The 22,444-nt window shown below is 68.7% G+C and carries 16 protein-coding genes and 1 pseudogene; 9 read left to right on the top strand and 8 right to left on the bottom strand.

What is annotated here, in order from left to right; all coding sequences use genetic code 11:
- Together UIS43_RS10985 and UIS43_RS10990 are read left to right on the top strand one after the other, a co-directional pair.
- A complete protein-coding gene (locus UIS43_RS10985) occupies positions 1-339 on the top strand; it encodes a trypco2 family protein (RefSeq protein ID WP_130397897.1) in 339 nt (112 codons plus the stop codon).
- A gap of 117 nt (positions 340-456) precedes the next feature.
- A complete protein-coding gene (locus UIS43_RS10990) occupies positions 457-3,471 on the top strand; it encodes a tetratricopeptide repeat protein (RefSeq protein ID WP_370013100.1) in 3,015 nt (1,004 codons plus the stop codon).
- A 63-nt stretch (positions 3,472-3,534) separates the two neighbouring features.
- Here UIS43_RS10990 and UIS43_RS10995 read toward each other — a convergent pair whose 3' ends face one another.
- From UIS43_RS10995 to UIS43_RS11025, 7 genes and pseudogenes are all read right to left on the bottom strand, one after another.
- Entirely contained in the window at positions 3,535-4,539 is a 1,005-nt protein-coding gene (locus UIS43_RS10995; protein ID WP_130397895.1) for a hypothetical protein, read from the bottom strand.
- 774 nt (positions 4,540-5,313) lie between these two features.
- Positions 5,314-6,474, bottom strand: a complete 1,161-nt coding sequence (locus UIS43_RS11000; protein ID WP_370013102.1) for a hypothetical protein — start codon at positions 6,472-6,474, stop codon at positions 5,314-5,316.
- Between the two features lie 345 nt (positions 6,475-6,819).
- The gene (locus UIS43_RS11005; protein ID WP_160167885.1) at positions 6,820-7,053 is read right to left on the bottom strand and encodes a helix-turn-helix domain-containing protein; all 234 of its coding nucleotides are present in this window, start codon (positions 7,051-7,053) and stop codon (positions 6,820-6,822) included.
- 505 nt (positions 7,054-7,558) lie between these two features.
- Positions 7,559-8,707, bottom strand: a complete 1,149-nt coding sequence (locus tag UIS43_RS11010; RefSeq protein WP_370013104.1) for a glutathione-independent formaldehyde dehydrogenase — start codon at positions 8,705-8,707, stop codon at positions 7,559-7,561.
- 874 nt (positions 8,708-9,581) lie between these two features.
- Positions 9,582-10,733 (bottom strand): annotated as a pseudogene (locus UIS43_RS11015) (tyrosine-type recombinase/integrase); the annotation flags it as partial.
- A 64-nt stretch (positions 10,734-10,797) separates the two neighbouring features.
- Positions 10,798-11,244 (bottom strand): hypothetical protein, encoded by a 447-nt coding sequence (locus tag UIS43_RS11020; RefSeq protein ID WP_370013106.1) that lies wholly within the window; start codon positions 11,242-11,244, stop codon positions 10,798-10,800.
- Positions 11,245-11,345: 101 nt separating this feature from the next.
- Complete coding sequence (locus UIS43_RS11025) at positions 11,346-12,233, bottom strand: phosphotransferase family protein (protein ID WP_370013108.1); 888 nt, start codon at positions 12,231-12,233, stop codon at positions 11,346-11,348.
- Between the two features lie 305 nt (positions 12,234-12,538).
- Here UIS43_RS11025 and UIS43_RS11030 point away from each other — a divergent pair, with 305 nt between their 5' ends.
- The 4 genes from UIS43_RS11030 to UIS43_RS11045 are packed head-to-tail and all read left to right on the top strand — an operon-like array spanning position 12,539 to position 15,387.
- Positions 12,539-13,183, top strand: a complete 645-nt coding sequence (locus tag UIS43_RS11030; protein ID WP_041553215.1) for a HemK2/MTQ2 family protein methyltransferase — start codon at positions 12,539-12,541, stop codon at positions 13,181-13,183.
- Positions 13,176-13,391 (top strand): CDGSH iron-sulfur domain-containing protein, encoded by a 216-nt coding sequence (locus UIS43_RS11035; RefSeq protein WP_013154476.1) that lies wholly within the window; start codon positions 13,176-13,178, stop codon positions 13,389-13,391. Before UIS43_RS11030 ends, UIS43_RS11035 begins: the two co-directional genes overlap by 8 nt.
- Positions 13,388-14,389 carry an iron-containing redox enzyme family protein gene (locus UIS43_RS11040; protein WP_013154477.1) on the top strand — a complete coding sequence of 334 codons (1,002 nt, stop codon included), beginning with the start codon at positions 13,388-13,390 and terminating at the stop codon, positions 14,387-14,389. The genes UIS43_RS11035 and UIS43_RS11040 overlap by 4 nt, the downstream gene beginning before the upstream one ends.
- Positions 14,386-15,387 carry an L-histidine N(alpha)-methyltransferase gene (locus UIS43_RS11045; protein WP_370013109.1) on the top strand — a complete coding sequence of 334 codons (1,002 nt, stop codon included), beginning with the start codon at positions 14,386-14,388 and terminating at the stop codon, positions 15,385-15,387. Before UIS43_RS11040 ends, UIS43_RS11045 begins: the two co-directional genes overlap by 4 nt.
- 179 nt (positions 15,388-15,566) lie before the next feature.
- Here the strand turns inward: UIS43_RS11045 and UIS43_RS11050 are convergent, their stop codons facing one another.
- Positions 15,567-17,390, bottom strand: coding sequence for a calcineurin-like phosphoesterase C-terminal domain-containing protein (locus tag UIS43_RS11050; protein WP_370013110.1), 1,824 nt, complete (start codon positions 17,388-17,390; stop codon positions 15,567-15,569).
- 1,273 nt (positions 17,391-18,663) lie between these two features.
- Between UIS43_RS11050 and UIS43_RS11055 the strand changes: the two genes are divergently transcribed.
- From UIS43_RS11055 to UIS43_RS11065, 3 genes are read left to right on the top strand one after another with little or no spacing between them, the layout of a single operon-like run.
- On the top strand, positions 18,664-19,188 hold the full coding sequence (locus UIS43_RS11055; RefSeq protein WP_013154480.1) for a PadR family transcriptional regulator: 525 nt from the start codon (positions 18,664-18,666) through the stop codon (positions 19,186-19,188).
- The gene (locus UIS43_RS11060) at positions 19,185-19,901 is read left to right on the top strand and encodes an ABC transporter ATP-binding protein (protein WP_013154481.1); all 717 of its coding nucleotides are present in this window, start codon (positions 19,185-19,187) and stop codon (positions 19,899-19,901) included. The genes UIS43_RS11055 and UIS43_RS11060 overlap by 4 nt, the downstream gene beginning before the upstream one ends.
- Positions 19,898-22,213 (top strand): FtsX-like permease family protein, encoded by a 2,316-nt coding sequence (locus UIS43_RS11065; RefSeq protein WP_370013112.1) that lies wholly within the window; start codon positions 19,898-19,900, stop codon positions 22,211-22,213. Before UIS43_RS11060 ends, UIS43_RS11065 begins: the two co-directional genes overlap by 4 nt.
- The last annotated feature ends 231 nt before the right edge of the window (positions 22,214-22,444 follow it).

Below are 22,444 nucleotides of genomic sequence, written 5' to 3' on the forward strand. Positions count from 1 at the left end.
GTGGAACTTCGCCTGACCGACGCCGTCCGAACCTTGCGCGAGGACCTGACCAAGGCCGTCGAGGAGGCCGAAGCCCACAGCCCCGACATCACCTTCAAGGTCGGACCCATCCAGATGGACTTCGAAGTCCAGTTCCGCGCCGACGCCAAGGCCAAAGCCGGGTTCTCGGCCTGGATCGCCACCGGCAGCGCCGAAGCCGGGGCCGGGCGCACCAAAACCCACAAGGTCGCCTTCACCCTCACCCCGCACAACGCCACCCACCCCGGTGGGGACGTGTCCATCAACAGCACCCGCCAGGACACCGGCGGCGATACGACTCCCGTGGCCTTCACCCGCTAAGGCTCCGCATCTATCCCCTCTGAGGTATCGGTTCCGAGCCAGTGACCGGAGTAAACGTTGGACACCGCCGAGCGCATCACCCGCCTCACTTCCCCCCACGGCAGCGGGTCAGGGTTCGTGATCGCCCCGCGCCTGGTGCTGACCAGCGCCCACGCCGTACCCGAGGTTGGTGGCCAGGTACACGTGCACACCGCCACCGACCACCAACCCCACACCGGCCAGGTCCTCTGGCGCGGCACCCCGAAGGGGCGCGATGACGCCGCCCTGGTCCATATCACCGACCCCGGCTGGGTCGAGCGTGCGGTGAGCACCCGGTGGGGGCGCCTGGTCACCACCACCCCCGGCACCCCGTGTGAGGTGTGGGGGTTTCCCGACCTGGTCCAACGCCCCGGCCGGGCTGCGGAGACCGCGCAGTTGGTCGGCGTGGTGGCCCCGGGCAACCACTTCGTCAACCACCGGCACGTGATGGACCTGAGCGCTCACCCGCCCCGCTGGTACTCGCACGAGGTCGAGCAACAGCAGAGGGAGGGGGTGCGGCGCTCGCAGTGGGCGGGCCTGTCTGGAGCGGTCCTGCGCTGCGGCGATGGTGAACTACTGCTCGGGGTGGTGGCCGCCGACCTCGAACACCGCGACCACGCCGCCCTGGAGGTCGTGCCGGCCTACGTCCTGCACCACGACCCGGAGTTCCGGGCGGTGCTGGCCGAACACGGCGTGCCTTTGGTGTTGGAGCCGGTCGAGCTCACCCACCTGGCCCACACCCCGCGCACGCACCGGCGCCCCTCCCCCGCTTCGCTGTTGGAGGCCCATCGCCGGGTGGTGGACTTCCACGACCGCGAACCGGTGATGGACAACCTGTCCGCGTGGTGCAGAGGCGAAGAGGAGCTCTCGGCGGTGGTCGTGCACGGGCCCGGCGGGCAGGGAAAGACCCGCCTGGCCCACGAACTCACCGCGCGCCTCACCGACCCCGACACCGATGGGCGCCGGTGGGCCACTCTGTGGCTCAGGGGCGAGACCACCGCCGAAGAACTTGCCCCGGTCAAGGACTCCACCGTCCCGTTGTTGGTGGTGATGGACTACGCCGAGACCCGTACCAGGCAATTGGTTCACCTGCTCCGGCTGTGCGACCGGCCTCCGGGCCATGCCCCCGTTCGACTGCTGCTGTTGGTGCGCACGCTGGGCGATTGGTGGGAGCAGGTCAATACCGATACCGGCCACCTGCTGGCCGACATCACCCAACAACTCCCTCTGCCACCACTGGCGCACCGCCCCACCGAGCGCGCCCGGGAGTACCGTATCGCTCTGCACCACCTCGCTGACGCCCTGACCACAGCAAACACACAGCGCCCGGCCGACTGGGCTCAGGTCGTGTCCGGCCTGGCCGATCCGGACCTGTCGGGTCCTGAGTGGGACACCGTGCTGAGCGTGCACATGCGCGCCCTGGCCGACCTGCTGGACGCCACCCAACCCGCCGAGGCCATCACCGCCGACAGCGCGGTGGAGGGGCGGGTGCTGGCCCACGAGTACCGATACTGGAACCACACCGCCACCACCCACGGCCTGGGCGACACCGACCTCGCGCAACCACTGCGCGACGTGCTAGCTCTGGCCTTCACCCTCACCCCCGCTGACAAAGAGGAAGCGGATCGCCTCCTGCGGAAGGCCACGGTAATGGAAGGACAGACCACCGCCCGCAGAAATCAGATCCGCCAATGGATCACCGGCCTGTATCCCACTGACGGAAGAGGGGTATGGGGCTGCCTGCAACCTGACCGGCTGTTGGAGTACTTCCTCGGCCAGCGCCTGCAGAGCGACCCGGACCTGTTCGATCCCCATCTGGACACCATCGCCGACGCGGAAGCCGAACACCTGGTGACCCTGTATGCCCGCGCGGCCACGCACCCCGCCCTGACCGCCGTGGGAGGGCACCTGACCAGACTGTGCGCACGCCACCCGCTTGCGCTCGGCCCAGCCACCATCGCTGTAGCCACACAGTCCGAAGATCCCTCACCTCTCGTAGAGGCGCTCGACCAGATCACCGCACATCCCAAAACCGATACAAGAACTCTTGAGCGCCTACAAGACTCCCTCCCCGTTTTCAGCAATTGCCTCGCGGGATGGGCCGTACACCTCAACAACCAGCTAGTAAAAAATTATCGCATGGAGGAAGAACTCAACCCCAACGAGGACTTTGTCGGCCTCGCCAGATCTCTAAACAACCTATCCATTCGCTTGATCGACGTCGGAAAACAAGAAGCAGCCCTGCAGGTCATCAACGAAGCCGTCGAGCGCTACCAAGCTCTTTCCGAGAAACTCCCTCATGCCCACCTACCCAATCTCGCCTTGTCTCTCAATAACCAGTCTAAGGTCCTGGGCGAGATGGGAAAATATCAACAAGCATTAGATGCCATCACGCAGGCCGTTGGTCACTACCGAACACTTGCCAAGAGAGAGCCCAGCCCTAACCTTTCCGACCTCGCTATGTCCCTCAACAACCAGTCTGTCGCCATGAGCGACATGGGGTATCACGAGGAGGCTCTTGAAGCAATCACCATGGCCGTTGACATCCGCCGCGAACTCGCCCGCCACAACCCCGATGCCTTCCTGAACGACCTTGCCACATCCCTCACCAACCAAGCCAACCGCCTTGCTGATCTAAGGCGCCATGAGGAGGCTCTTGAAGCAATCACCATGGCTGTTGACATCCGCCGCGAACTCGCTTACCACAAACCCGATATTTTCCTCAGTGACCTTGCAACATCCCTCAACAACCAAGCAAACCGCCTCGGCGAAGTAGGGCGCCACGAAGAGGCAGCTAAGACAATCTCTCACGCCGTCCATCATTATGAAGAACTCTGCAAGAAAAATCCCGACACCCATCTTCCCAACCTTGCCACATCTCTCAAGAATCAGGCATTTCATTTAAAGAGCCTTGGACAGTATGACGAGGCCCTTACCTGCATGGACTGGGCCGCACGCATCCACCAGAGACTTGCAGAAATTCAACCAACTATCTACCGACCTCACTTGGAGCAAACTTTACAGGCATGCGCATGGCTGCAAAAAAAGTTTGATCTTTACGAGGATCGATTCAGTAAGGGAACCTTTGCCCGAAACCCACAGGAAGGCCCGTAAGGTCGGGGAGGGCACCGGTGAGCACCGCTCTATTCGGCCGCCATCGCTCCGAAGCCAAGGTGTTCAGGCCTGTTTCAGGTCGCTGGTCCTGGACACCCCGGGCCTGGTCAGGGCCACCAGGGAGGTGTAACCCTGGCTCATGGTCCAGGCCCATGGACGACCGCTGGAGGCGACCTTGTCGTTGACGAGCGGGGCGCTCAACCGCACCGTGTCGGCATCCTCCGGCCCGGAGAGCAGGAACACCATGTACTCCTCCCCCTCCTCCCGGACCTCGGTGTCCAGGGCCCACCTGATGATCTCCCCGATCCGAGCTTCGTTTCCTCCCTGGGTCTTGCGGCGGTCGGCCTCGGCGTAGGTGAACAGCACCCGGCTCTCCCGGGCGTGGACGCGGGCGATCTGCGGTTGGATGGCTCCGCCGGCGTAGAAGCCCAGGTGGGTCAGCCCGGGTCGGAAGAAGCGGTCAGGCTGGCAGATGTAGGCCGAGCTCTCCAGGTACTCGCCGTGGGCGATCCCGGCCGCGACGACCACCACGTCGTCATGGGTGATCAGTCCTTCAGCCTCGAACAGTGCCTGGAGTTCGCGCAGCAGGAACCGATCGCGCTCAGAAGGGGCGGAAAGGGCGTCGTCCAGGACCTCGGTGATGGCGTCGTGCAAAGCGGCGAAGTTGAACCACACCACCCGCATGTCCGCCAGCTCCTCGACAATTTGGGGGCGGACCGGGTCGGGGGTGAGCACGAATAGGAACCGCTTCGACGTCTTCTTTCCTGACTCCTCGTCCAAGAACTGCAGGTGGCCGGTGAGCTGTTCAGGGTCCTGGATGGCGTTGCGGGTGGTCTTGACCTCGAACAGGTAGGTGAAGTCCGCGGCAATCCGCGCGTCGGGGACTGTGCCCTTGCCGGTGGAGTGCTGGTTGGTGAAGACGACCGTCTCCAGAGTGGACTCACCCGAGGCCCGGGCCAGGATCGTCTCGGTCACGGACAGGCCGACGCGCTCGAAGACGGCCAGCATGGAGGAGGTGACGCGGTTTTCGCCCTGACGGTAGGTGGAGAATAACGGAGTGGAGGGCATCGGCCTGCACCTTCCCAAAAGAAGTACGAGGGGCGACCATCATCGCGCACCCACCGACTTCGCAAGCGCGATGGCCGATAGAGGACACACCCACCCCGTCTCGGAGCCGCTGGCCCGAGAATACTGAAGGACGACCGAGGTCCTCGCGAGGTGCCATCGGACGCCGCCAGGGGCCGGTGTGTGCTCCGATTATGCTCCGCCGTCCCGTACTGGCACGGCACCGGGCGGCATCTCTTGACACGAAACGGCAGCGGTGATCGGATGGATAGGGACGAAACGTCATCGTGTGACACGTAGAGGCACGAAAGCACCGGACTTCTAATCCGATGGTCGCAGGTTCGAATCCTGCCGGGCGCGCCACAAAACCCCAGGTCAGACGGGGTACGCGAGGACCTCAGAAGAGGTCCTCGCTGTGTTTTCGGGCGATGTGTGCTCCTGGTGTGCTCCCCAATACAAGGCGAGTACAGGTGGGGCGCGACCTCACAGAGCACTTTGCCGTCCCGTGACCGTGCGGGCCCGCAGTCGATGTGCCCCCGCACGCCCTTCAACACCCCGCGGCCGCCTCTGAACCCCTACCCTGCGCGGGGGCAACCGGGGGCCGGACGAGCCCTCTCAGACGCCCATCGGAGTGTCCAACACAACCGGGGAGATTCACTTCGTGTCGTGTGCATGCCGTGGTGTTGGGACCGACCAGCTCATCAACTACGCACCCGTCCGGGCCTGTCTACCCGGCCACGCACGACCCCCGTCGACGTGAGGAACGTGTTCTCAAGCTCAGGAAGCCTCTCCGCGTTCTTGTAGAGATCCTTGGCGCTGTTCGTGCCTTTCTCGGAAAGCCTCGCGCCGCTCCCGTTCGCGCCGGCTGAAGGCGGCGTTGCGCACCGACTCCTCGCTCTCGAAACCGGACCCGATCGCACCCGCCACCGTGGCCGCCGCCGTCACCAGCACAGGGATCAGCACATAGGTGCCCGCGCTCGCTTGGCCAGCGATGTACGAATCCAGAACCCCTGGCGAGAGCAATACCAGCGCCGCTGTCAAGTTGACCAGATACAGGACCACATACAAAAAAGCTACTCCGAGGCCCAAGGTCAGTACCGTCGTCGCGTTGAACAGCACCGCCTGTTGGCGCTCGTCGCGGGGGCGCGCCCTCACCGGTTCCCACAAGTTGTGGTAAACGATGAGCCATCCAGTCATCACCGACAGCGCTCCCATTGCCGCAAGGGCCAGGCGCCAGGCTGACAAAGTGGTCGCGATCTCCCAAACTGTGGCGTTGAGCAAATAGAATGCGCTGAAGGCAAAGGCACCGACCAGCGGGCTGGTTAAGCTCCAGGTCAGGCGCCAGGGCCGGTTGGCTCGTACCATCCCCAACAACAAACGCAGATTCCCCCCCTTGGAGGAGATCCGGGCATCGACTCCGGCCTGGTCGGGGGTGTGACGCCGAAAACGCGCCGCTAGTAGGGGGATGCGGTTTCGTGCGTGTGGTGCGGTCCCCTCTTGGGGAGCCCCGGGTCTGTGCATATCAGCGACGAGCTGAGCCACTACCGCACCGACCCTGCGCCGCAGCGCCATGACCCCGAAGGCCGGTAACGAGACCACGACTACGCGCCGCTGGCTGTTCATGTCACCCATGATCACTCGCTTGCCGCTGCGCATGGGCAGGTCGGTCACGCATACGACCATGTCCCAGCCGTGCTCGGCCAACTTGGTCTCGGCGAGCTCCATCATCGCCGTGTGGCGGCTATCGCTGGGCGGGAGGCGTTCCCAGTGCACCTGGGCGGCCCAGGTTTGTTCTGAGTCGACTTGTTGAGTCAACAACTGTGGAAGGTCCTGAGCGAGCTGTTCCCCGATCAAAGCTGGCATGGCGACGGGATCAGCGATCACGCCGACCGTAAGGCGGTTCTCGTTCTGGCCCTTCTGACGTTCTGCGTCCAGCAAAATTCTGCCTCTCTTATTGAGTGAGACCCAGTCAGGAAAGCTGACACACAAGCCCTGAAGAAAAACACCAGACCTTGAACCTTGCAAGCACAGACCTCATTGCCTCATAAACGGCAGCGGATCCCCTACTGAAATCTTATATGGGAAAAGTGAAAAATGTACCCGTCTCCTCAAGGGGCTACACTTCGATTTTACTGATCTTTGATGAGGCGCTTGACGGAATAGGGCACGGATCCAACCGGACCGATCGGATGAAACCGCGCAACAAACCGGGCTGTCACTGGACCGAGCACAGATGGGACCGCAGCACCCGCTCCAGCTCCTCCGAGCTCCGGAACGCCCGGTTCACCAGATGGCCCGTCGGGTGTGCCCACAGTGTCTCGCCCGGCACTCCGATTGGGTTTCCGGTTTGTCATGATTTCTGGACTGCTTTTCCGCGGTAGTGGCAGCGCCGAGCGTCTGTTTGATGGTCGAGGCAGGGCGCCCCAGTTGGCGCCCGATCACTCGCAGGCTCTGGCCTTGGTGGTGCAGATCCGCGATCCGTTCCCGGTCGGTCAGAGTCAGAAAACGCGGGTACACCTGCGCTCCGAGCGCGGCTAGGGTTGGCGGAGGGCTGGTCAGGGACTTGGTGGTCGTCTACCCGGTGGGGAGTCCACGCTACGCCCGTCGGTGTAGAGCCAGCTGTTACCGGACTTGCGTACCCTGTGGTCCCAGTCCCGTGCGGTGCGCTCATTCACCCCGACTTCTCACGCGGTCTGTCGGGGCACGTGTGCGCAGGCGTTCGTACTCCTGGCGCGCTGGGTACGGCCGTTGTCGGCGTTGTGCGCTCGGCCCGGCCTGACGAGCCCACCCCAAGGCGGTGTTCCGGTTGATCTCGAGCAGCCGGGCTACCTCGGTGGCGTTGCCGATCTGGTCCATCAGTTCCAGGAACCGTGCTCGCAGACGATCCCGTTCTTCCCTCGAAAACGACACCGTGGTCGCAATGTCCTGAAAGTCAGGGTGTTGCGACCACCGTTAGAACCTGAGCTCCTCCGGGCCCGCGTGGTGGAGGTTGCGTGGCCGACTGGCCGACCAGCGGCGTAGCTCACGCCAGCGCGGGCTTGAGCACCACCTTGGTCCAGCCGTCCTCGCGGTTGTCGAAGTGCTCGTAGGCCTCCGGTGCCCGCTGCAGAGGCAGGTCATGGGACACGATGAAGGACGGCTTCGCGCGGTCCCGGTGGATCATGTCCCGCAGTTGCCGGTTGTAGGCCTTCACCGGCGCCTGGCCGGTACCGATCTTCTGGCCCTGGAACCAGAACGTCCCCATGTCGAAGGTGAGCCGACCGTTGCGGGCCATCTCGTCCGACGCTCCGGGGTCGGAGGGCAGGAAGGTGCCCACGACGCCGATGCCGCCGGTGAACTTCACCGACTTGACCAGGTTGTTCATGGTCATCTCGGGGTGCTCGACACCGAGATGGTCGTGGGCCTGGTAGCCGACGCACTCGCAGCCGCAGTCCGCGCGACGGCCGTCGGTGAGGTTGAGGATCTGCTCGACCGGGTCGCCCTTGGAGTCGTCCACGGCGATCGCCCCCATCCTCTCCACGAGGCGCAGCCGGTCGGGGTGGCGGTCGACCACCATCACCTGGGACGCCCCTTGGAGCAGCGCGGAGTAGGCCGCCATCAGGCCGACCGGACCCGCGCCGTAGACGACGCAGGACTCCCCCGGCTTGAGCCCGGCCAGGCGGGTGGCGTGCCAGCCGGTAGGGAAGATGTCGGCGACCATCACGTAGTCGTCCTCCTTCTCCTGCGCGTCCTCGGGCAGCCGCAGGCAGTTGAAGTCCCCGAACGGCACGCGCAGGTACTCGGCCTGCCCGCCGGAGTAGGGGCCCATCCCGACGTAGCCGTAGGCGGCCCCGGCCATCTCCGGGTCGGGGTTGGCCGTCAGGCAGTAGGAGGGCATGCCAGTCTCGCAGTTGCGACAGAACCCGCAGCCGATGTTGAACGGCAGACACACGTGGTCGCCGACCTTGACGCGCTCGACACCCTCGCCGACCTCGACGACCACGCCGAGGTTCTCGTGCCCGAGCACCTTGCCGGGCTCCAGGTCGGTGCGTCCTTCGTACATGTGCAGGTCGGAACCGCAGATGTTGGTGGCGGTGATGCGCACGAGCACGTCGGTGGGACGCTCGATCCGGGCGTCAGGGACCTCCTTGACGGAGACATCGCGGGATCCGTTGTACACAAGGGCCTTCATGATCTTCTCCAAGAATGGGTGCGGGACGGGCCTGGTGGGGCTTTCCGCCCTTGCTCCGACCCCTGCTCTCCTAGCACCGGGACGAAACAGCCTCACGCCCACGATTCGGACAAAACATGTCAAGGTTCCGTGACTGACCGCCACGAGAGCCGGGACGCAGGGTCCACCATCCCCGCCACTGGTAGGCCGTGGTTGGCGGCCGCTTTCGCCCGTGTGGGAGGAACCTTCCGGGGACAGGGCTTCGGCGTCGCGGCAACTGAGCAAGCGCCGCGCAGGGGCGAAGTGCTGCTGGACGTCAACGACATCCAGCTGAGCCACCAGACCGAACTGCGCTGGAAGAGCAACGAGGATTGGGCGTGGTCGGGCTGTCCCGTCCGTGAGCCGCTCATCGGGCCGGAGGAGTTCGACCAGGTTCAGACGCTGTTGGGCTCGCGCGGCCGCACGCGGGCAGGGGAGCACAAAGTTCACCGCACTCGTCGGCGCTACCTGTTTTCGGGGAGCCATGGAGTGCTGTCTGCACGATCACAGGACACCGGGGCACTGGACCAACGGCGACCGTGCTGTCGGTGCCGCTGCCCGCAGGAACATGCCCTGGCCAACAGGTTGCACCACCCCCGTAACACCCCTCCACTTTCCTGGCCATAATCGGCACCGCCTGCATCCTCATTTGCTATAAGCATCTGGCCAAACGGGCCGACGACAGAATGACCAAAAGAGGAAGACACCAGGGCAAGTTCTCGATAATCGATCGGACCTTTGATCCGATCGGCCACCGCCCCCGAGCACGAGGAAACCCCAGGCCAGCCGGGGTGAACCCGTGCACTGGCCTGGGGCCGGTGGTGCCGTGTGGCTCCTGGTGTGCTCGTCGGTTCGGCTACCCGGCCCTCACCGGAACCGGGCCGCGCAGCAGCGCTGCGGTGGCCTCAGCCGCCGCCTTGGCCACGTCCGGGAACACCGACTGATAGGTGTCCTGGGTGAAGTGCGTGGTCGCGTGCCCGAGCTCGGCCGAGACCACCTTCACGTCCGTTCCTGCAGCCAACGCCAGTGAGGCAGCCCCGTGGCGGAGCCCGTGCAACGTGATCGGCGGCAGCCCCGCTGCCCTGGCGACGCGCAGGAACCAGTCACTGACCTGCCCCGGATGCCACCCCAAGCCGTTCTCCTTGGTGAAGGCTAGGCCGCTGTCCGTCCAGCCTGATCCGGCTTTGAGACGGGCCTCGTTCTGGAACCTCCTCCAAGCCCGCAGCACCTTGATGGTGTCGGCATCCAGGGTGATGGTGCGCTGGCCCGCCGCGCTCTTCGGGGTGGAGGTGATCGTCTCCCACGCGAGTTGCACGACCTGGACGCGGATGTCGATCTGCCCATCGGTCAACCTCGTGTTGGACCAGGGCAGTCCGACCGCTTCTCCTCGCCGTAGGCCCTTGACGGCGATCAGGTGGAACATCGGATACAGCCACGGGTACTTCCTCGCGTGCACCAGAAAAACGCGTGTCTGCTCCGGGGTCCACACCATCACCTCCCCCGGCACCGTGTCGTCCTTCTTCCACTGACGCACCCGGTCCGGTGTCCACACCAGCGGACGCTTCCTGGGACACGAGGGCAGGCGTACGTGCGAGGCGATGTTCACCGATACCGGCAAATCCGGACGCCTGACGGCTTCGGACAACGCGCTCCGAAGAGTGGCGCGGATGCGGTGCTTGGTGGACAGCGAGATCACCCTCCGCCCCCTGACCGAGGCCCGCACCCTCACATCGTCGGACTCGCGGCACTCCAGGATGCGGGCGTTGGTCTCCTCAATGAGGTTGAACATGGTCTCGACGTGGCGGGCCTGGAGTGTGTCCACCCGGAGCCGGCCCAGGTGCGGGGAAAGGTAGGTGCGGATGTGCCTGGCGTAGGAGGCCCGGGTACCCGCGGCCAGATCGGGCCTGCCCGCCAACCACTCCCCCAGCCATGCGGCGAGGGTGGGTGGTTCGGTGCGCACGTCCACCGCCATCGCCACCCGCCTACGCACCTCCTCCAGGTCAGCGAGGTCGAACTCCTACTCCGGCGCGGCTTCGACGAACTGGGGCTCAAGCGGATATGGGGCGTCCGCTCTAGGGAGAGCCGTGGCAAAGGGCTGTGGACATGGCGACCTCGGCATATGCGAGGCGGGCTTCCTCGCGCACGTTCGGGTCGGGGTGGTGAAGGAAGGGCTCGATCAGCGACTGTGCTCGCGGGTCCTGTGTGGCGCCGAGGATGTGCAGGGCGTACTCGAGGAGTCCGGGTTCCAGCGTCCTCGCGACTGAGGCCAGCGGTTCGACAAGGCCCAGAGGCAGGCTGTAGTGGTCGAACGCTTCGCTGACCGCGTTCAGGGCGGACTCACGGACTTTGACCACGGATTCGATGACGGCCAGGTTGATCAGCCGGCCAACGACCAGGCAGGCGGTGGCCGTGTCGAGCATGGCGCCGCGCAGGAAATCTCCGAGCACCTCGGCGGCGAGGTCTCGCCGGTCCGGATCGCAGCCGGTCAGTGCTTCGAGTGCTGTGAGAACGTCCTTCACACCATGCCCATCTTGGCTCTCTGGAGCAGGACTCCACGTTTCAGGACGGAGTCGACCGGGATCCCTGAAGCCGGTTGAAGGGCCTCCGAGCCACGCCGTTCTCACGTGGACTTCGGCGGCTTCTCCAGGTCGCCCAGCCGCCTGTTCATCGTGTCCAGTGTCGGCCAGGGAGGGCCGTCGCGCAGCGCGCGCAGGAGTTCCTCTCCGAATCGCCTCCCGTTCGGGAACTCGTCGTCTCGGTCCCAGCGCCACGCCGCGACCATCGCGAGGACGAGCTGTCGGCACTCGTCCAGCAGCTCCTGGTCGATGTTCGGGTAGTGCTCGCAGACCGCCTCGGGAACATGGGCGAGGTCGAACTCGACGGGACCGCGGCAGCACGTCTCCAGGTCGATGAACAACGGGCCGTTCCGCGTGCTGAGCACGTTGCCCGGATGCGGCTCTCCGTGGAGCAGCTGCTCCACGGCGCCGCGCTCCCCGATCGTCCGTCGCAGGTCCGCCAGCCTGCCGCTGAGGAAGGCGCGGTCGGCGTCGGCCAGCTCCGGCGAGCGGTCCGGGTCGGCGACGATGTCCTGCGCCTGGGCGATCCGGTCCGTGAACCGCGGGCTCGGCACGTCGACCCGGCGCATACCGGCGTGCAGCAGTTCCAGCGCCTTGGCGCAGTCGTTCGGTGGGACGCGGGGTGTCACGGGCTCGTGGTAGGTCCACAGCGTCACCGTGAAGCCGTCGCGCGTGTACACGCGCGGGTCCGCCCGGGGCTCCAGGGGGCACACCGGGGCCCCCACCGCGACGAGCCGCTGGGCGAGTTCGACCTCGAACCGCGCGACTTCCTGCCCCACGGGGGCGACCCGGGCGAAGACGTCGCACGGTGTCAGCCGCAGCGCCAGCTTGTTCGAGTTGTGGAGCACGATCGCGTTGCTGACCGGCAGGCCGAGCGACGCGGCGACCGAGGTCGCGGCCGCCATCGCACGAGTGACGTCGGACATCTCCATGCTCAGATCCTGGCGTACCGGCCGCCGGTAGTCTCCCCGTTTTCCGTGTCGGGCACGGGGCGGCTCGTGCCCTTCGCCGCCCGACCCCGTCCACCGCCGCCCCGACGCGCCTCCAGGCCGCACCGGTTCGGCCGTCCCGCGCGTCGACGTGCCGTTGGAAGTCCGCGAAGCTCCTCCCCGGCCGGGGCCCACTCGGCGAACGCCTCGCCCGGCAATCCGTCACCCACGGTCACCGGACATCACGCGGAGGGCCCGTGCGGCGGTTGGAGGGTTCGGGACCGGGTAGTGGTTGCCCCATGCTGCTGATGAGGCCACCGGGTGTTTACCCAGCTCAGGAGGACACCTCCCTGCTCCGTACCGTGCTGCGCCAGCGCGGTCGGGTCGCCGGGCGCTCAGTCCTCGACGTCGGTTCGGGCACCGGGGCGCTGGGCATCGAGGCCTTCCGCGCCGGTGCGGCCAGCCTCACCTCGATCGACCTGTCGCGACGCTCGGTACTGGCGAGCTGGCTCAACAGCCGACTGCACGGGGTCCCGGCGACGGTGCGGCGCGGCGACCTGTTCGCTCCCGTGGCCCCGCACCGCTTCGACCTCGTGCTCGCCAACCCGCCCTACATGCCCGCTACCGGTCGGCGGCTGCCCCGCCACCGGATGGCGAGGTGCTGGGACGCGGGGCCGGACGGGCGGATCCTGCTGGACCGCATCTGCGCGGGGGCGCCCTCGGTGCTCAGCGAGGACGGCGCGCTCCTGCTCGTGCAGTCCGAGCTCGCCGACGAGCAGGCCACGTTGGACCGGCTCGAGAAGGCCGGGCTGGTGCCCGAGGTCCTCGCCAGGGCCCGCATCCCGTTCGGTCCGGTGCTGCGCGCGCGTGCCGCGGCGCTGCGCGCCCGCGGACTGCTCGGCCCCGACCAGATGGAGGAGGAACTCGTGGTCATCGAGGCGTGCCGTGGCTGAGGACCGTCGCCGGGTCGTGGTCACCGACGACGGTCCGGTCCTCGTCTACGGCCCGGTCGACGTGGAGACGCCAGACGGAACGCGCGTGCGCAGCGACCGGGCGGTCACCGCGCTGTGCGTGTGCGGCCGCAGCAGGCGCCGCCCGTTCTGCGACACCAGCCACCGTCGGCGCGTACGCGGTGACGAGGGGAAGGAGTACGGCCCATGACCATGACGACGCCGGAGGCGCCGACGCTGCCCGCCCCCAGGGGTCCGCTCTCCGAGGCGGTTATGGACGCGCTGCGCGGGAACCGGACCGGGTTCCCCGCGGTGGACGGGTCCCCGCCCTACGGTGAGGACCTCCAGCTCGCCCTCTACTGCTGCTACGAACTCCACTACCGCGGGTTCGGGGGAGTCGACGCCGACCGCGAGTGGGACCCGGCGCTGCTGACGCTGCGCGCCGAACTGGAGGGGGCCTTCCTCGGCGCGCTCAGGGACGAGGTGGCCCCCGGCGCGGACGTCGGGAGCGAGCTCGGCGCGCTCCTGGTCGAACACGTCGACGCGTTCGGCGCCTCCCACCACCTGCGCCGCCACGGGCAGCTGTGGCAGCTGCGCGAGTACGTCGCCCACCGCTCGCTCTACCACCTGAAGGAGGCCGACCCGCAGAGCTTCGTCATCCCCCGCCTGCACGGCCCCGCCAAGGCCGCCCTGGTGACCGTGCAGCACGACGAGTACGGCGCGGGGGACCCCGAGCGGACGCACTCCACGCTCTTCGCCGACATGATGGCCGAGCTGGGCCTGTGCGCGGACTACGGCGCCTACCTCGACTCCGCCCCCGCCGAGATGCTGGCCGAGGTCAACTTCATGTCGCTGTGCGGTCTGCACCGCGGGTTGCGCGGAGCGCTGATCGGACAGTTCGCCACCGTCGAGCTCACCTCCTCCCCCGGCTCGGACCGGTTGGTCAAGGCCATGCGGAGGCTGGGCTGCGGCCCGGCCGCCGTCCGGTTCTACGCCGAGCACGTCGAGGCCGACGCGGTGCACGAGCAGCTCCTGCGGCGCGAGGTGATCGCGCCGCTGCTGGACACCGAACCCGAGCTGGCCCCCGACATCGTGTTCGGCATCCGCGCCAGCACTCTCCTGGCCACCCGGCTGGAGGAGTACCTCCTGCGGCGGTGGGGTCGCGGCGAGTCGAGCTTCCGCGACGGGACGGACGTGAGGGAACCATGAGAACACCTGGACCAGCGGTGCGGGTCCGTGTGCTTCCGCTCGCAGACAGGGGCGACGCGGTGCCGGACGACACCGTGGTGCGCGACTGCCTGCGGCAGTCGCCGCCCCGGCTGCCGCCCTGGCTCGGCTACGACGCGGTCGGCTCCGCACTGTTCGAGCGGATCACCGAGCTGCCCACGTACTACCTGACCCGTGTGGAACGCGACCTGTTGGAGCGCCACTCCGCGGAGATCGCCGAACTGCTCGCCTGCGGGCGGATCGCGGAGCTGGGCAGCGGAAGCGCGAAGAAGACACGGCTGCTGCTGGAGAGCTGTCTGCGCCTGCGCGGGACCGCCTACCTGCCGATCGACGTCGACCGGGGCATGCTGGAGTCCAGCGGCGCCGCGTTGTGCGCGGAGCTGGACCGCCTGGAGGTCACGGGCCTGTGGGGACGCTACGAAGCAGGTCTGGACTGGCTGCGCACCCATCCCGGTGAGCCGCTCGCGGTCGCCTTCCTCGGCAGCAGCTTCGGCAACGCCACCCGCGGGGAACGCGACGCGCTGCTGGGCGAGATCGCCCGGACCCTGCGCCCGGGCGAGGCCTTCCTGGTCTCCGCCGACCTGGACAAGGGCCGCGAGGCCCTGGAGACCTGCTACAACGATCCCGCCGGGTACTCGGCCTTCGCCGACTTCCGGCTCAACTACCTCACCCGGTTGAACGACCTCTACGGCGCCGGGTTCGTGCTCGACGACTTCGTCCCGGAGGCGTGTTACGACGCGGACACCACCACCGTGGAGGGACGCCTTCGCGCCCGGGCCGACCAGGCGGTGCCCGTACCGGGTCTGGGACTGACCGTGCGCGTACCGCGCGGGCGGTTCCTCAACGTCGGCTACTCGGTGAAGTTCGACGTGCGGGGGCTGGCCGACGAGGTGGGAGCGCACGGTTTCAGCCTGGGAGCCCGGTGGCTGGACCCCGGAGCACAATACGGGCTCTTCCTCTTCCGCCGTGACGGGGGCTGAACAACCGGCGCGAACGGGCGCCCGACTGCCGGCGCATCGGGCCGCTCCCCGCAGGCGGTCCGCACGCGCTCGCCCCGTCCGCCGCTCCGGCCCCGTCCGAAGGTCACCGGCCGGGGCAGCGGCCAAGGCGGAGGGCCGCCACCCGTGCGGGTGGCGGCCCTCCTGGCGGAGAGGTGCGGCTACCTCCGGCCGATGACCTCGAACTCGAGGACGTCGGTGAACTCGCGGCCGTAGGCGTCGGTCGCGGTCACCTCGGCGGTGTGCTCACCGGTGTGCAGGTTCCTGGGCAGGTCGAACCGCCACAGGTGCATCGTCCGGTTGGCGAGGCTGCCGCCGTGGACGAGCTGCTGCGCGACCGCGTACGGGTCGGAGTACTCGACGCCGACGTTGACGGCCTCGCCCCGCATCTGCTGGGTGCGGGTGGCCTCCTGGGCCGGTCGGCCGTCGATGCTGACCTCGACCGTCGAGCCGGTGGAGCCGAAGAAGAAGTTGGTCGTCAGCCAGCTGCCGTGGGCCAGGTCCCTGCGGTCGACCACCAGGGGCTCCTCCAGCTCGGGGGCCTCGCCCACCGGGTCGGCGTTCCACTCCTGGCGCGCCCCGACCCACTCGCGGTAGGTCGGGCTGTTGATGCCCAGCTGCGTCTGCACGTCGTCGGACTCGCCGGTGACGGTGTAGCGCTCCTGGAACCCGTTGCCCTGGATGTCCAGCGTCACCACGCCGGGGCGTCCGCCGTCGCGGCCGATCGCGGTCGGGTAGCCCTCCTCGCCGATCGCGCCGGAGTACCAGTCACCCGAGATCGCGCCCGCGGTGATGTGCGGAAACGGCAGGCCCTCGACACCGAACAGGTCGTTCCAGCCCTTGGCGCCGTCACCGGTCTTGAGGTTCTCGATGCTGTGGCTGTGGCCGGACACCGCCACGGCGTTGCGGCCCTCCAGCAGCTCGTGCACGCGCCGGACCTGGTCGGTCTGGTGCACCGGGGAGGTGGAGTCGGCGTAGTTGAGCAGGCCGATGTGGCTGGCGACGACGACGAGCTTGTCGGGGTCGACGTTGGCCAGGTCGCGTTCGAGCCAGGCGAGCTGGTCCTCGTCGAGGCGGCCGTTGTAGGAGGGGTCGCCCTCCGGGTCGGCGCAGTGCGCCTCGATGCCCGCGGGGCTGTCCTCGGCCGCGACGCACGGGTACTCGACGGTGTTGAGCGCGATGATGTGCGTGTCGCCGACGTCGTAGGAGTAGTACTCCGGAGCCAGCTGCGCGCGGTAGGTGTCGAAGGAGTGCTCGGAGTTCGGGGCGTCGAAGTCGAGGTCGTGGTTGCCCGGAAGGAAGCGGGCGGGACCGTTGGTCTCGGCGACCAGGTCCTTGATCTCGGGGTAGAGCGACAGGTCGTCGCCGACGACGTCGCCGACGAACAGCGTGCCGCAGCCGGCGTAGTCGTGGCGCGCGGCCAGGTCCGCGATGGCGCCGTCGCGCGCGTACTCGATCTCCTGCCGGTCGTAGGTCTGCAGGTCTCCGGCCATGATGCAGCTCTGCGCGTCGGTGGCGGTCAGCTCGCTCTCCACCAGCGGGAAGTTGACCGCGGACGGCAGGGGTCCGGTCGGCTCGATCCCGCCGTAGCGCAGTTCCGGCGACCCCTCGGGCAGGTGGTTGTAGTGGAACTGCGGGATGTTGTGCTCGTCCATCGGCACCTGGTAGCCCGACGGCTGCGTGATGGACACCGTCATGTTGTCGAACGCGGGCAGTTCGTAACGGCCCTCGCCGTCGGTCAGCACCACGTCGCGGCCGTTGGTGACCATGACGCCGGACAGGCCGGCCTCCTCGCCGTCACTGGCGCTGTCCCGGTCGGCGTCGACGAACACCCGGCCGGTCAGCACCGCGTCGTCGGCGGCTCCGGTCGGGGTGCGGACCACCTCGACCTCGCCGCGGTAGGCGGTGTCCTCGAAGTTCTCCGAGGGCGCCGCCGCGGCCGGTGTGGACACCGCGGTCAGGGAACCGGCGATGACCGCGGCCATCGAGGCCGCCAGCGCCGCGCGAGAGTAACGGCGTGCCCGCGGAGCACTCGGCGTTCGCGCACGTCGTGAATGTGTCGTTGGCATGCAGTTGCCTCCGGTATGCGGGGGAGGGGGAGCAAAACCGGCCAGGGGGACCGGCGGGAAGCAACCTTTCTAGATATCGCTGAACAAAGGACCAGTTGTCGGCCAACAGTCGGCCACCAGGCGGTGACCACTGGCGCGGCACACTGATTATTCTCAGCCAGTTCTATCCCCATACGTTGTGAATGGCTAGGGCCGTCCGGGCTTTCCCTGCGATCCCTCCCGGACTGGTTCGGGCCCTGATTTCGGGACGGCCACGAGGCTCATCCGGCCTCACGGCACACTTGTCCCGGAGAAAGTTCCGAAGCCGGGACCCGGGCGTGGCTGACAAATGTCCGCGCACGTCAGCTAATGTCTACGCACGCCGGCCCGGGAAGCAAGGCGCAACTCCGTCCACGCCGAAAATCCTCGCGGAGCGGCGTCGGGCAGCGCCCCGCGACCGTCCCGGACGGCACGCCACGTTCGGAGACGCCACCGGCACCGTGCGACGTACATCCAGGTGAACGGCGGGTGTTCGGGCCCGAGGAGCGGCCCTGTCGACCGGTGCCCAGCCCCTCCCCCGCGACCCCCGGGCGGCCCCGTCCTCCGCGACGACACCACGACCGGTGCCACCCTCGCGCGCCGCGACCCTTTCCTGTACCCTCGTCGTGGTCGCTTTTCGGATAAGCGGGAAGGTGCGAGCGAAGATCAGGACACTGGCTCCCCTCAGTCTGGCTTCGTCTTTCCGGGGCCATTACAACTGGCGGAGCATGCCCGCGAACTCGCACTCCCACTCGGCCCCGCGACACTCCTGCAGTTCCTTCTCACCATCGCCGCCGGCCTGTTCACCTGCAAAGTCGCCACGGGTACCGCTGATCTGCTCGTGAGAATCCTCAGGCACAAGGCCGCACAACGGTGGCCGGGCCTGGTGCCGGAAAAGCCGCGCCACTGTTCGGCCGAAACAGGGGAGCCCGTTCCGGGGCCGGCGGGAACCCGCAACGGGGTCCACGGCGACGTCGGGGGCGTCGTGATCCAGGCCGGGCGCGTAGACCGGCTCCACATCCACCCCCACGGCAGCGCGCCCCCGAAGGACGGCCCGGGGACGGCGGGAACGGCCGCGCCCGAGTAGACCCCCTGAGAGGCGAACCGTGCCCGGGATCGGGACACATCACCATCCTCCACCCATCTATACACATTGTGTATAGTCGCCGCCATGTCCATCGGCAACACGCTGCTCGGTCTGCTCGAATCGGGCCCCCGCCACGGGTACGACCTCAAACGCCTCTTCGACGAACGGTTCGGACACGACCGGCCGCTGCACTACGGACAGGTCTACTCGACGATGTCGCGCCTGCTCAGGGACGGCCTGGTCGAGGTGGACGGGGTGGAGACGGGCAGCGGCCCCGAGCGCAAGCGCTACGCCATCACCGACGCCGGTGTCACCGACGTCGGCCGCTGGCTCTCCACGCCGGAGAGCCCCGAGCCCTACCTCCAGAGCACCCTGTACGCCAAGGTCGTGCTGGCTCTGCTGACCGGCCGTGACGCCGCCGGGCTGCTGGACGTCCAGCGGACCGAGCACCTGCGCCTGATGCGTGAGCTCACCCGCCGCAAGAGGGGCGGCGACCTCGCGGACCAGCTCGTCTGCGACCACGCCCTGTTCCACCTGGAGGCCGACATCCGGTGGCTGGAGCTGACCGCCGGCCGCCTGGACCGGCTCGCCGGGCAGGTCCGCGCATGAGCGGCACCGCCGCCGCGGAGGTCACGGGCACCCTGCTCACCGCCACCAGGCTCCGCAAGTACTTCGGTTCGACCGCCGCGCTGAACGGGACGGACTTCAGCATCGACTCCGGCGAGGTCGTCGCCGTCATGGGCCCGTCCGGATCCGGCAAGTCCACGCTGCTGCACTGCCTGGCGGGCATCCTCGACCTCGACGGCGGCACCGTGCACTACGGCGGGCACGAGCTGACGGCCCTGTCCGACGCCGAGCGCAGCAGGCTCAGACGCAGCGACTTCGGCTTCGTCTTCCAGTTCGGCCAGCTCGTCCCCGAGCTCACCTGCGTGGAGAACGTCGCGCTGGCCCTGCGCCTGACCGGCGTCGCCCGCAGGCGGGCGGAGGCCTGCGCGACGGAGTGGATGGCCCGCCTGGAGGTGGACGACGTCCGCGACAAGCGCCCCGGCCAGGTGTCCGGCGGGCAGAGGCAGCGGGTGGCCATCGCGCGGGCGCTGGTGGCCGAGCCCCGGCTGCTCTTCGCCGACGAGCCCACCGCCGCGCTGGACTCGCTCGACGGGGAGCGCGCCATGGAGCTGCTCACGGGCGCGGCCCGCGACACCGGGGCCGCGGTCGTCCTGGTCACCCACGACGTCCGGGTCGCCGCCTACTCCGACCGCGAGGTCGTCTTCCGCGACGGCCAGGCCCTCGGCGACGCCACCGGGCCCACGGGGGCGACGTGACCGGCCGGTGGTACCGCGACCTGGCCATGGGCGCCAGGCTCACCCTGAACGGCGGGTGGGCCGGCTGGACGGGGACGCTGCTCACCGCGCTGGGCGTGGGCCTGGGGGTGATGGTGCTCCTGCTGGCCGCCTCGGCGCCCTCGGTGCGTGCGGCGGGCCAGGAGCGGATGGACGAGCGGACACCGGTGTACCTGGAGTGGGGTGCGCCGACCGGCGACGCCGCGGTCCTCGCGGCCCCGCGGGTCGTGGAGTACCGGGGCGAGATGTTCACGGGCATGCTGCTCGAAGCGCCCGCGGGTCCGGGGTCGGACGTGCGCCCGCCGGGGATCGACCGGCTGCCGGAGGCGGGCGAGCTCCACGTCTCCCCCGCCCTGCGCGACCTCCTGGAGTCCCCCGAGGGCGCCCTGCTCGCTGAGCGGTTCGACGGCGCCCCGGTCACCGGCCTGATCGGCGCCGAGGGGCTGCGGGGGCCGCACGAGCTCTACTTCTACCTGGGCACGGACACCCTCTCGCAGTCCCCGGTACCGCACGCCGCCTCGGGCTTCGGCGCGGATCTGCGGGACGGCGGCATGCCCGCGGTCCTCGTCCTTCTCGTCGTCGTCATCATCGCGGTGCTGCTGCTGCCGGTCGCCGCGTTCGTCCTCACCGCGACGCGGTTCGGGGCCGAGCGGCGCGACCAGCGCCTGGCCGCGCTGCGGCTGGTGGGCGCGGACAGGGCCACGACCCGCAGGATCGCCGCGGGCGAGTCCCTCGTCGGCGCGGTCCTGGGCCTGGTCCTGGGCACCGGGTTCTTCCTGGCGGCGCGGGCCTTCGCCGACGACGTGCGGCTCCCGGGCCCAGGCGTGCTGCCCGCGGACCTCACACCGGTGCCGCTGCTCGCCGCCCTCGTGGTGGTGCTCGTCCCGGCCGGCGCCGTCCTGGTGACGCTCCTGGGACTGCGCGGGGTCGAGGTCGGTCCGCTGGGCGTCTTCCGGGAGGGCGCCGACCGGGGGCGGCGGCTGTGGTGGCGCGCGGCGGTCCTGGCCGTCGGCTGCGCGGTCCTGGCCGTGCTCGGGCGCGGAGGAGGCTCCGAGGGCACGGAGTGGGCCGTCGCCGCCGGTGTGGCGGTGACCCTGACGGGGTTCACCCTACTGCTGCCGTGGGTGGTCGAGGCCGTGGTGGGCCGACTGCGCGGCGGTCCGCTGTCGTGGCAGATGGCCACGCGGCGCCTCCAGCTGAACAGCGGGATCGCGGCCCGCACCGTCAGCGGGGTCACGCTCGCCGTGGCCGGGGCGATCGCGCTCCAGATGCTGTTCTCCGCGATCGAGGCCCAGGCCGCCTCCGACGGCGGCCGGGGCTCCGGCCGGGTGGGGATGATCGCCTCGGCCGCGGTGGGGAGTCGCGCCGAGGCCGCGGAGTTCGCCCGCGACCTCGACGGCGCCAGGGGCGTGGAGTCCTCCTCCCCCTTCCTCCTGGCCCACCTCCCCCCGGCGGACGCCCCGCCCGGCGCCGACGACCCGTCGCGGACGCGGACGGTGGTCGTCGCCGACTGCGCGACCCTGGGCGGGCTGATCACGTTCTCCTCGTGCGCCGACGGCGACGCCTTCGTCGCGGGCGGGGAGGCGTCCGCCGTGCGTCCGGGGGAGCGGCTGGACCTCGACAACGCCCCCGGGGGCGGCTCCGCCGCCGGGCCCCGTCCCTGGACCGTCCCGCCGCTGCGCGAGGCCCGGGCCGCGGACGACCTGGTCGGGCAGGAGTACCGGGGCCTGTTCGTCACCCCGTCGGCCCTTCCGGTCGGGGAGCTGGAGTACCTCCAGTCCACGGTGTTCGTCACCCTGGACGGGAGCGACCCGGAGGCCGCCGAGCACGTGCGCAACCACATCGGGATCGACAGCCCCGGGACCTCTCTGCGCGCCCTCCACTCGGAGAGCGGCGGCAGCCTGTTGACGTCCATCGGCGACGCGCTCCGGGCCGGTGCGGTCCTCACCATGCTGGTGATCGGGGCGAGCATGGTCGTCTCCACGGTCGAGCAGCTGCGGGAGCGCAGGCGGCAGCTCCCGGTGCTGATCGCCTTCGGGACCAGCCGTTCCACGCTCGCCGCGTCGGTGCTGTGGCAGACCGCGATCCCGGTGGTGCTGGGCCTGGCGATCGCCGTCGGGGGCGGGACCGGGCTCGGGCTCCTCCTGCTGCGGCTGGCCGACCTCCCGGTCACCGACTGGTCGGGGTTCCTCCCGCTGGTGGGCGCCGGATTCGGCGTGATCGCGCTGGTGACGCTGGCGAGCCTGCCCTACCTGTGGCGGATGACGAGCCCCGAGGGACTGCGCACCGAGTGAGGCCGGGGAGCGCGGCGGGGTCGTGGATCCGGTGTCCGCGGCCCCGTCGGCCGTTCGGGGGAGGCGGTCACGTCGGAGGTCCCCGTCTCGGGAGGACCGCGGCGACCGAGGGAGACCCGGGACGGCCATATCGCCTTTTGTCCGACATTGAGGCGAACGCGTTTTCCCTACCCCCGACCGCGAACCCCCTTCAGGATTCACCGGGACCTGGAAGCCTCCCCGAGATTCGGG

The organism is Nocardiopsis sp. LDBS0036 (genome assembly GCF_041228755.1).
Taxonomy (GTDB): Bacteria; Actinomycetota; Actinomycetes; order Streptosporangiales; family Streptosporangiaceae; genus Nocardiopsis; species Nocardiopsis dassonvillei.

What these genes read in the sequence shown, in the direction of transcription:
- UIS43_RS10995 (WP_130397895.1), bottom strand. Translation starts at nt 4,539, where the DNA reads ATGCCCTCCACTCCGTTATTCTCCACCTACCGTCAGGGCGAAAACCGC.
- UIS43_RS11010 (WP_370013104.1), bottom strand. Translation starts at nt 8,707, where the DNA reads ATGAAGGCCCTTGTGTACAACGGATCCCGCGATGTCTCCGTCAAGGAG.
- UIS43_RS11025 (WP_370013108.1), bottom strand. Translation starts at nt 12,233, where the DNA reads ATGGAGATGTCCGACGTCACTCGTGCGATGGCGGCCGCGACCTCGGTC.
- UIS43_RS11030 (WP_041553215.1), top strand. Translation starts at nt 12,539, where the DNA reads ATGAGGCCACCGGGTGTTTACCCAGCTCAGGAGGACACCTCCCTGCTC.
- UIS43_RS11040 (WP_013154477.1), top strand. Translation starts at nt 13,388, where the DNA reads ATGACCATGACGACGCCGGAGGCGCCGACGCTGCCCGCCCCCAGGGGT.
- UIS43_RS11045 (WP_370013109.1), top strand. Translation starts at nt 14,386, where the DNA reads ATGAGAACACCTGGACCAGCGGTGCGGGTCCGTGTGCTTCCGCTCGCA.
- UIS43_RS11050 (WP_370013110.1), bottom strand. Translation starts at nt 17,390, where the DNA reads ATGGCCGCGGTCATCGCCGGTTCCCTGACCGCGGTGTCCACACCGGCC.
- UIS43_RS11055 (WP_013154480.1), top strand. Translation starts at nt 18,664, where the DNA reads ATGTCCATCGGCAACACGCTGCTCGGTCTGCTCGAATCGGGCCCCCGC.
- UIS43_RS11060 (WP_013154481.1), top strand. Translation starts at nt 19,185, where the DNA reads ATGAGCGGCACCGCCGCCGCGGAGGTCACGGGCACCCTGCTCACCGCC.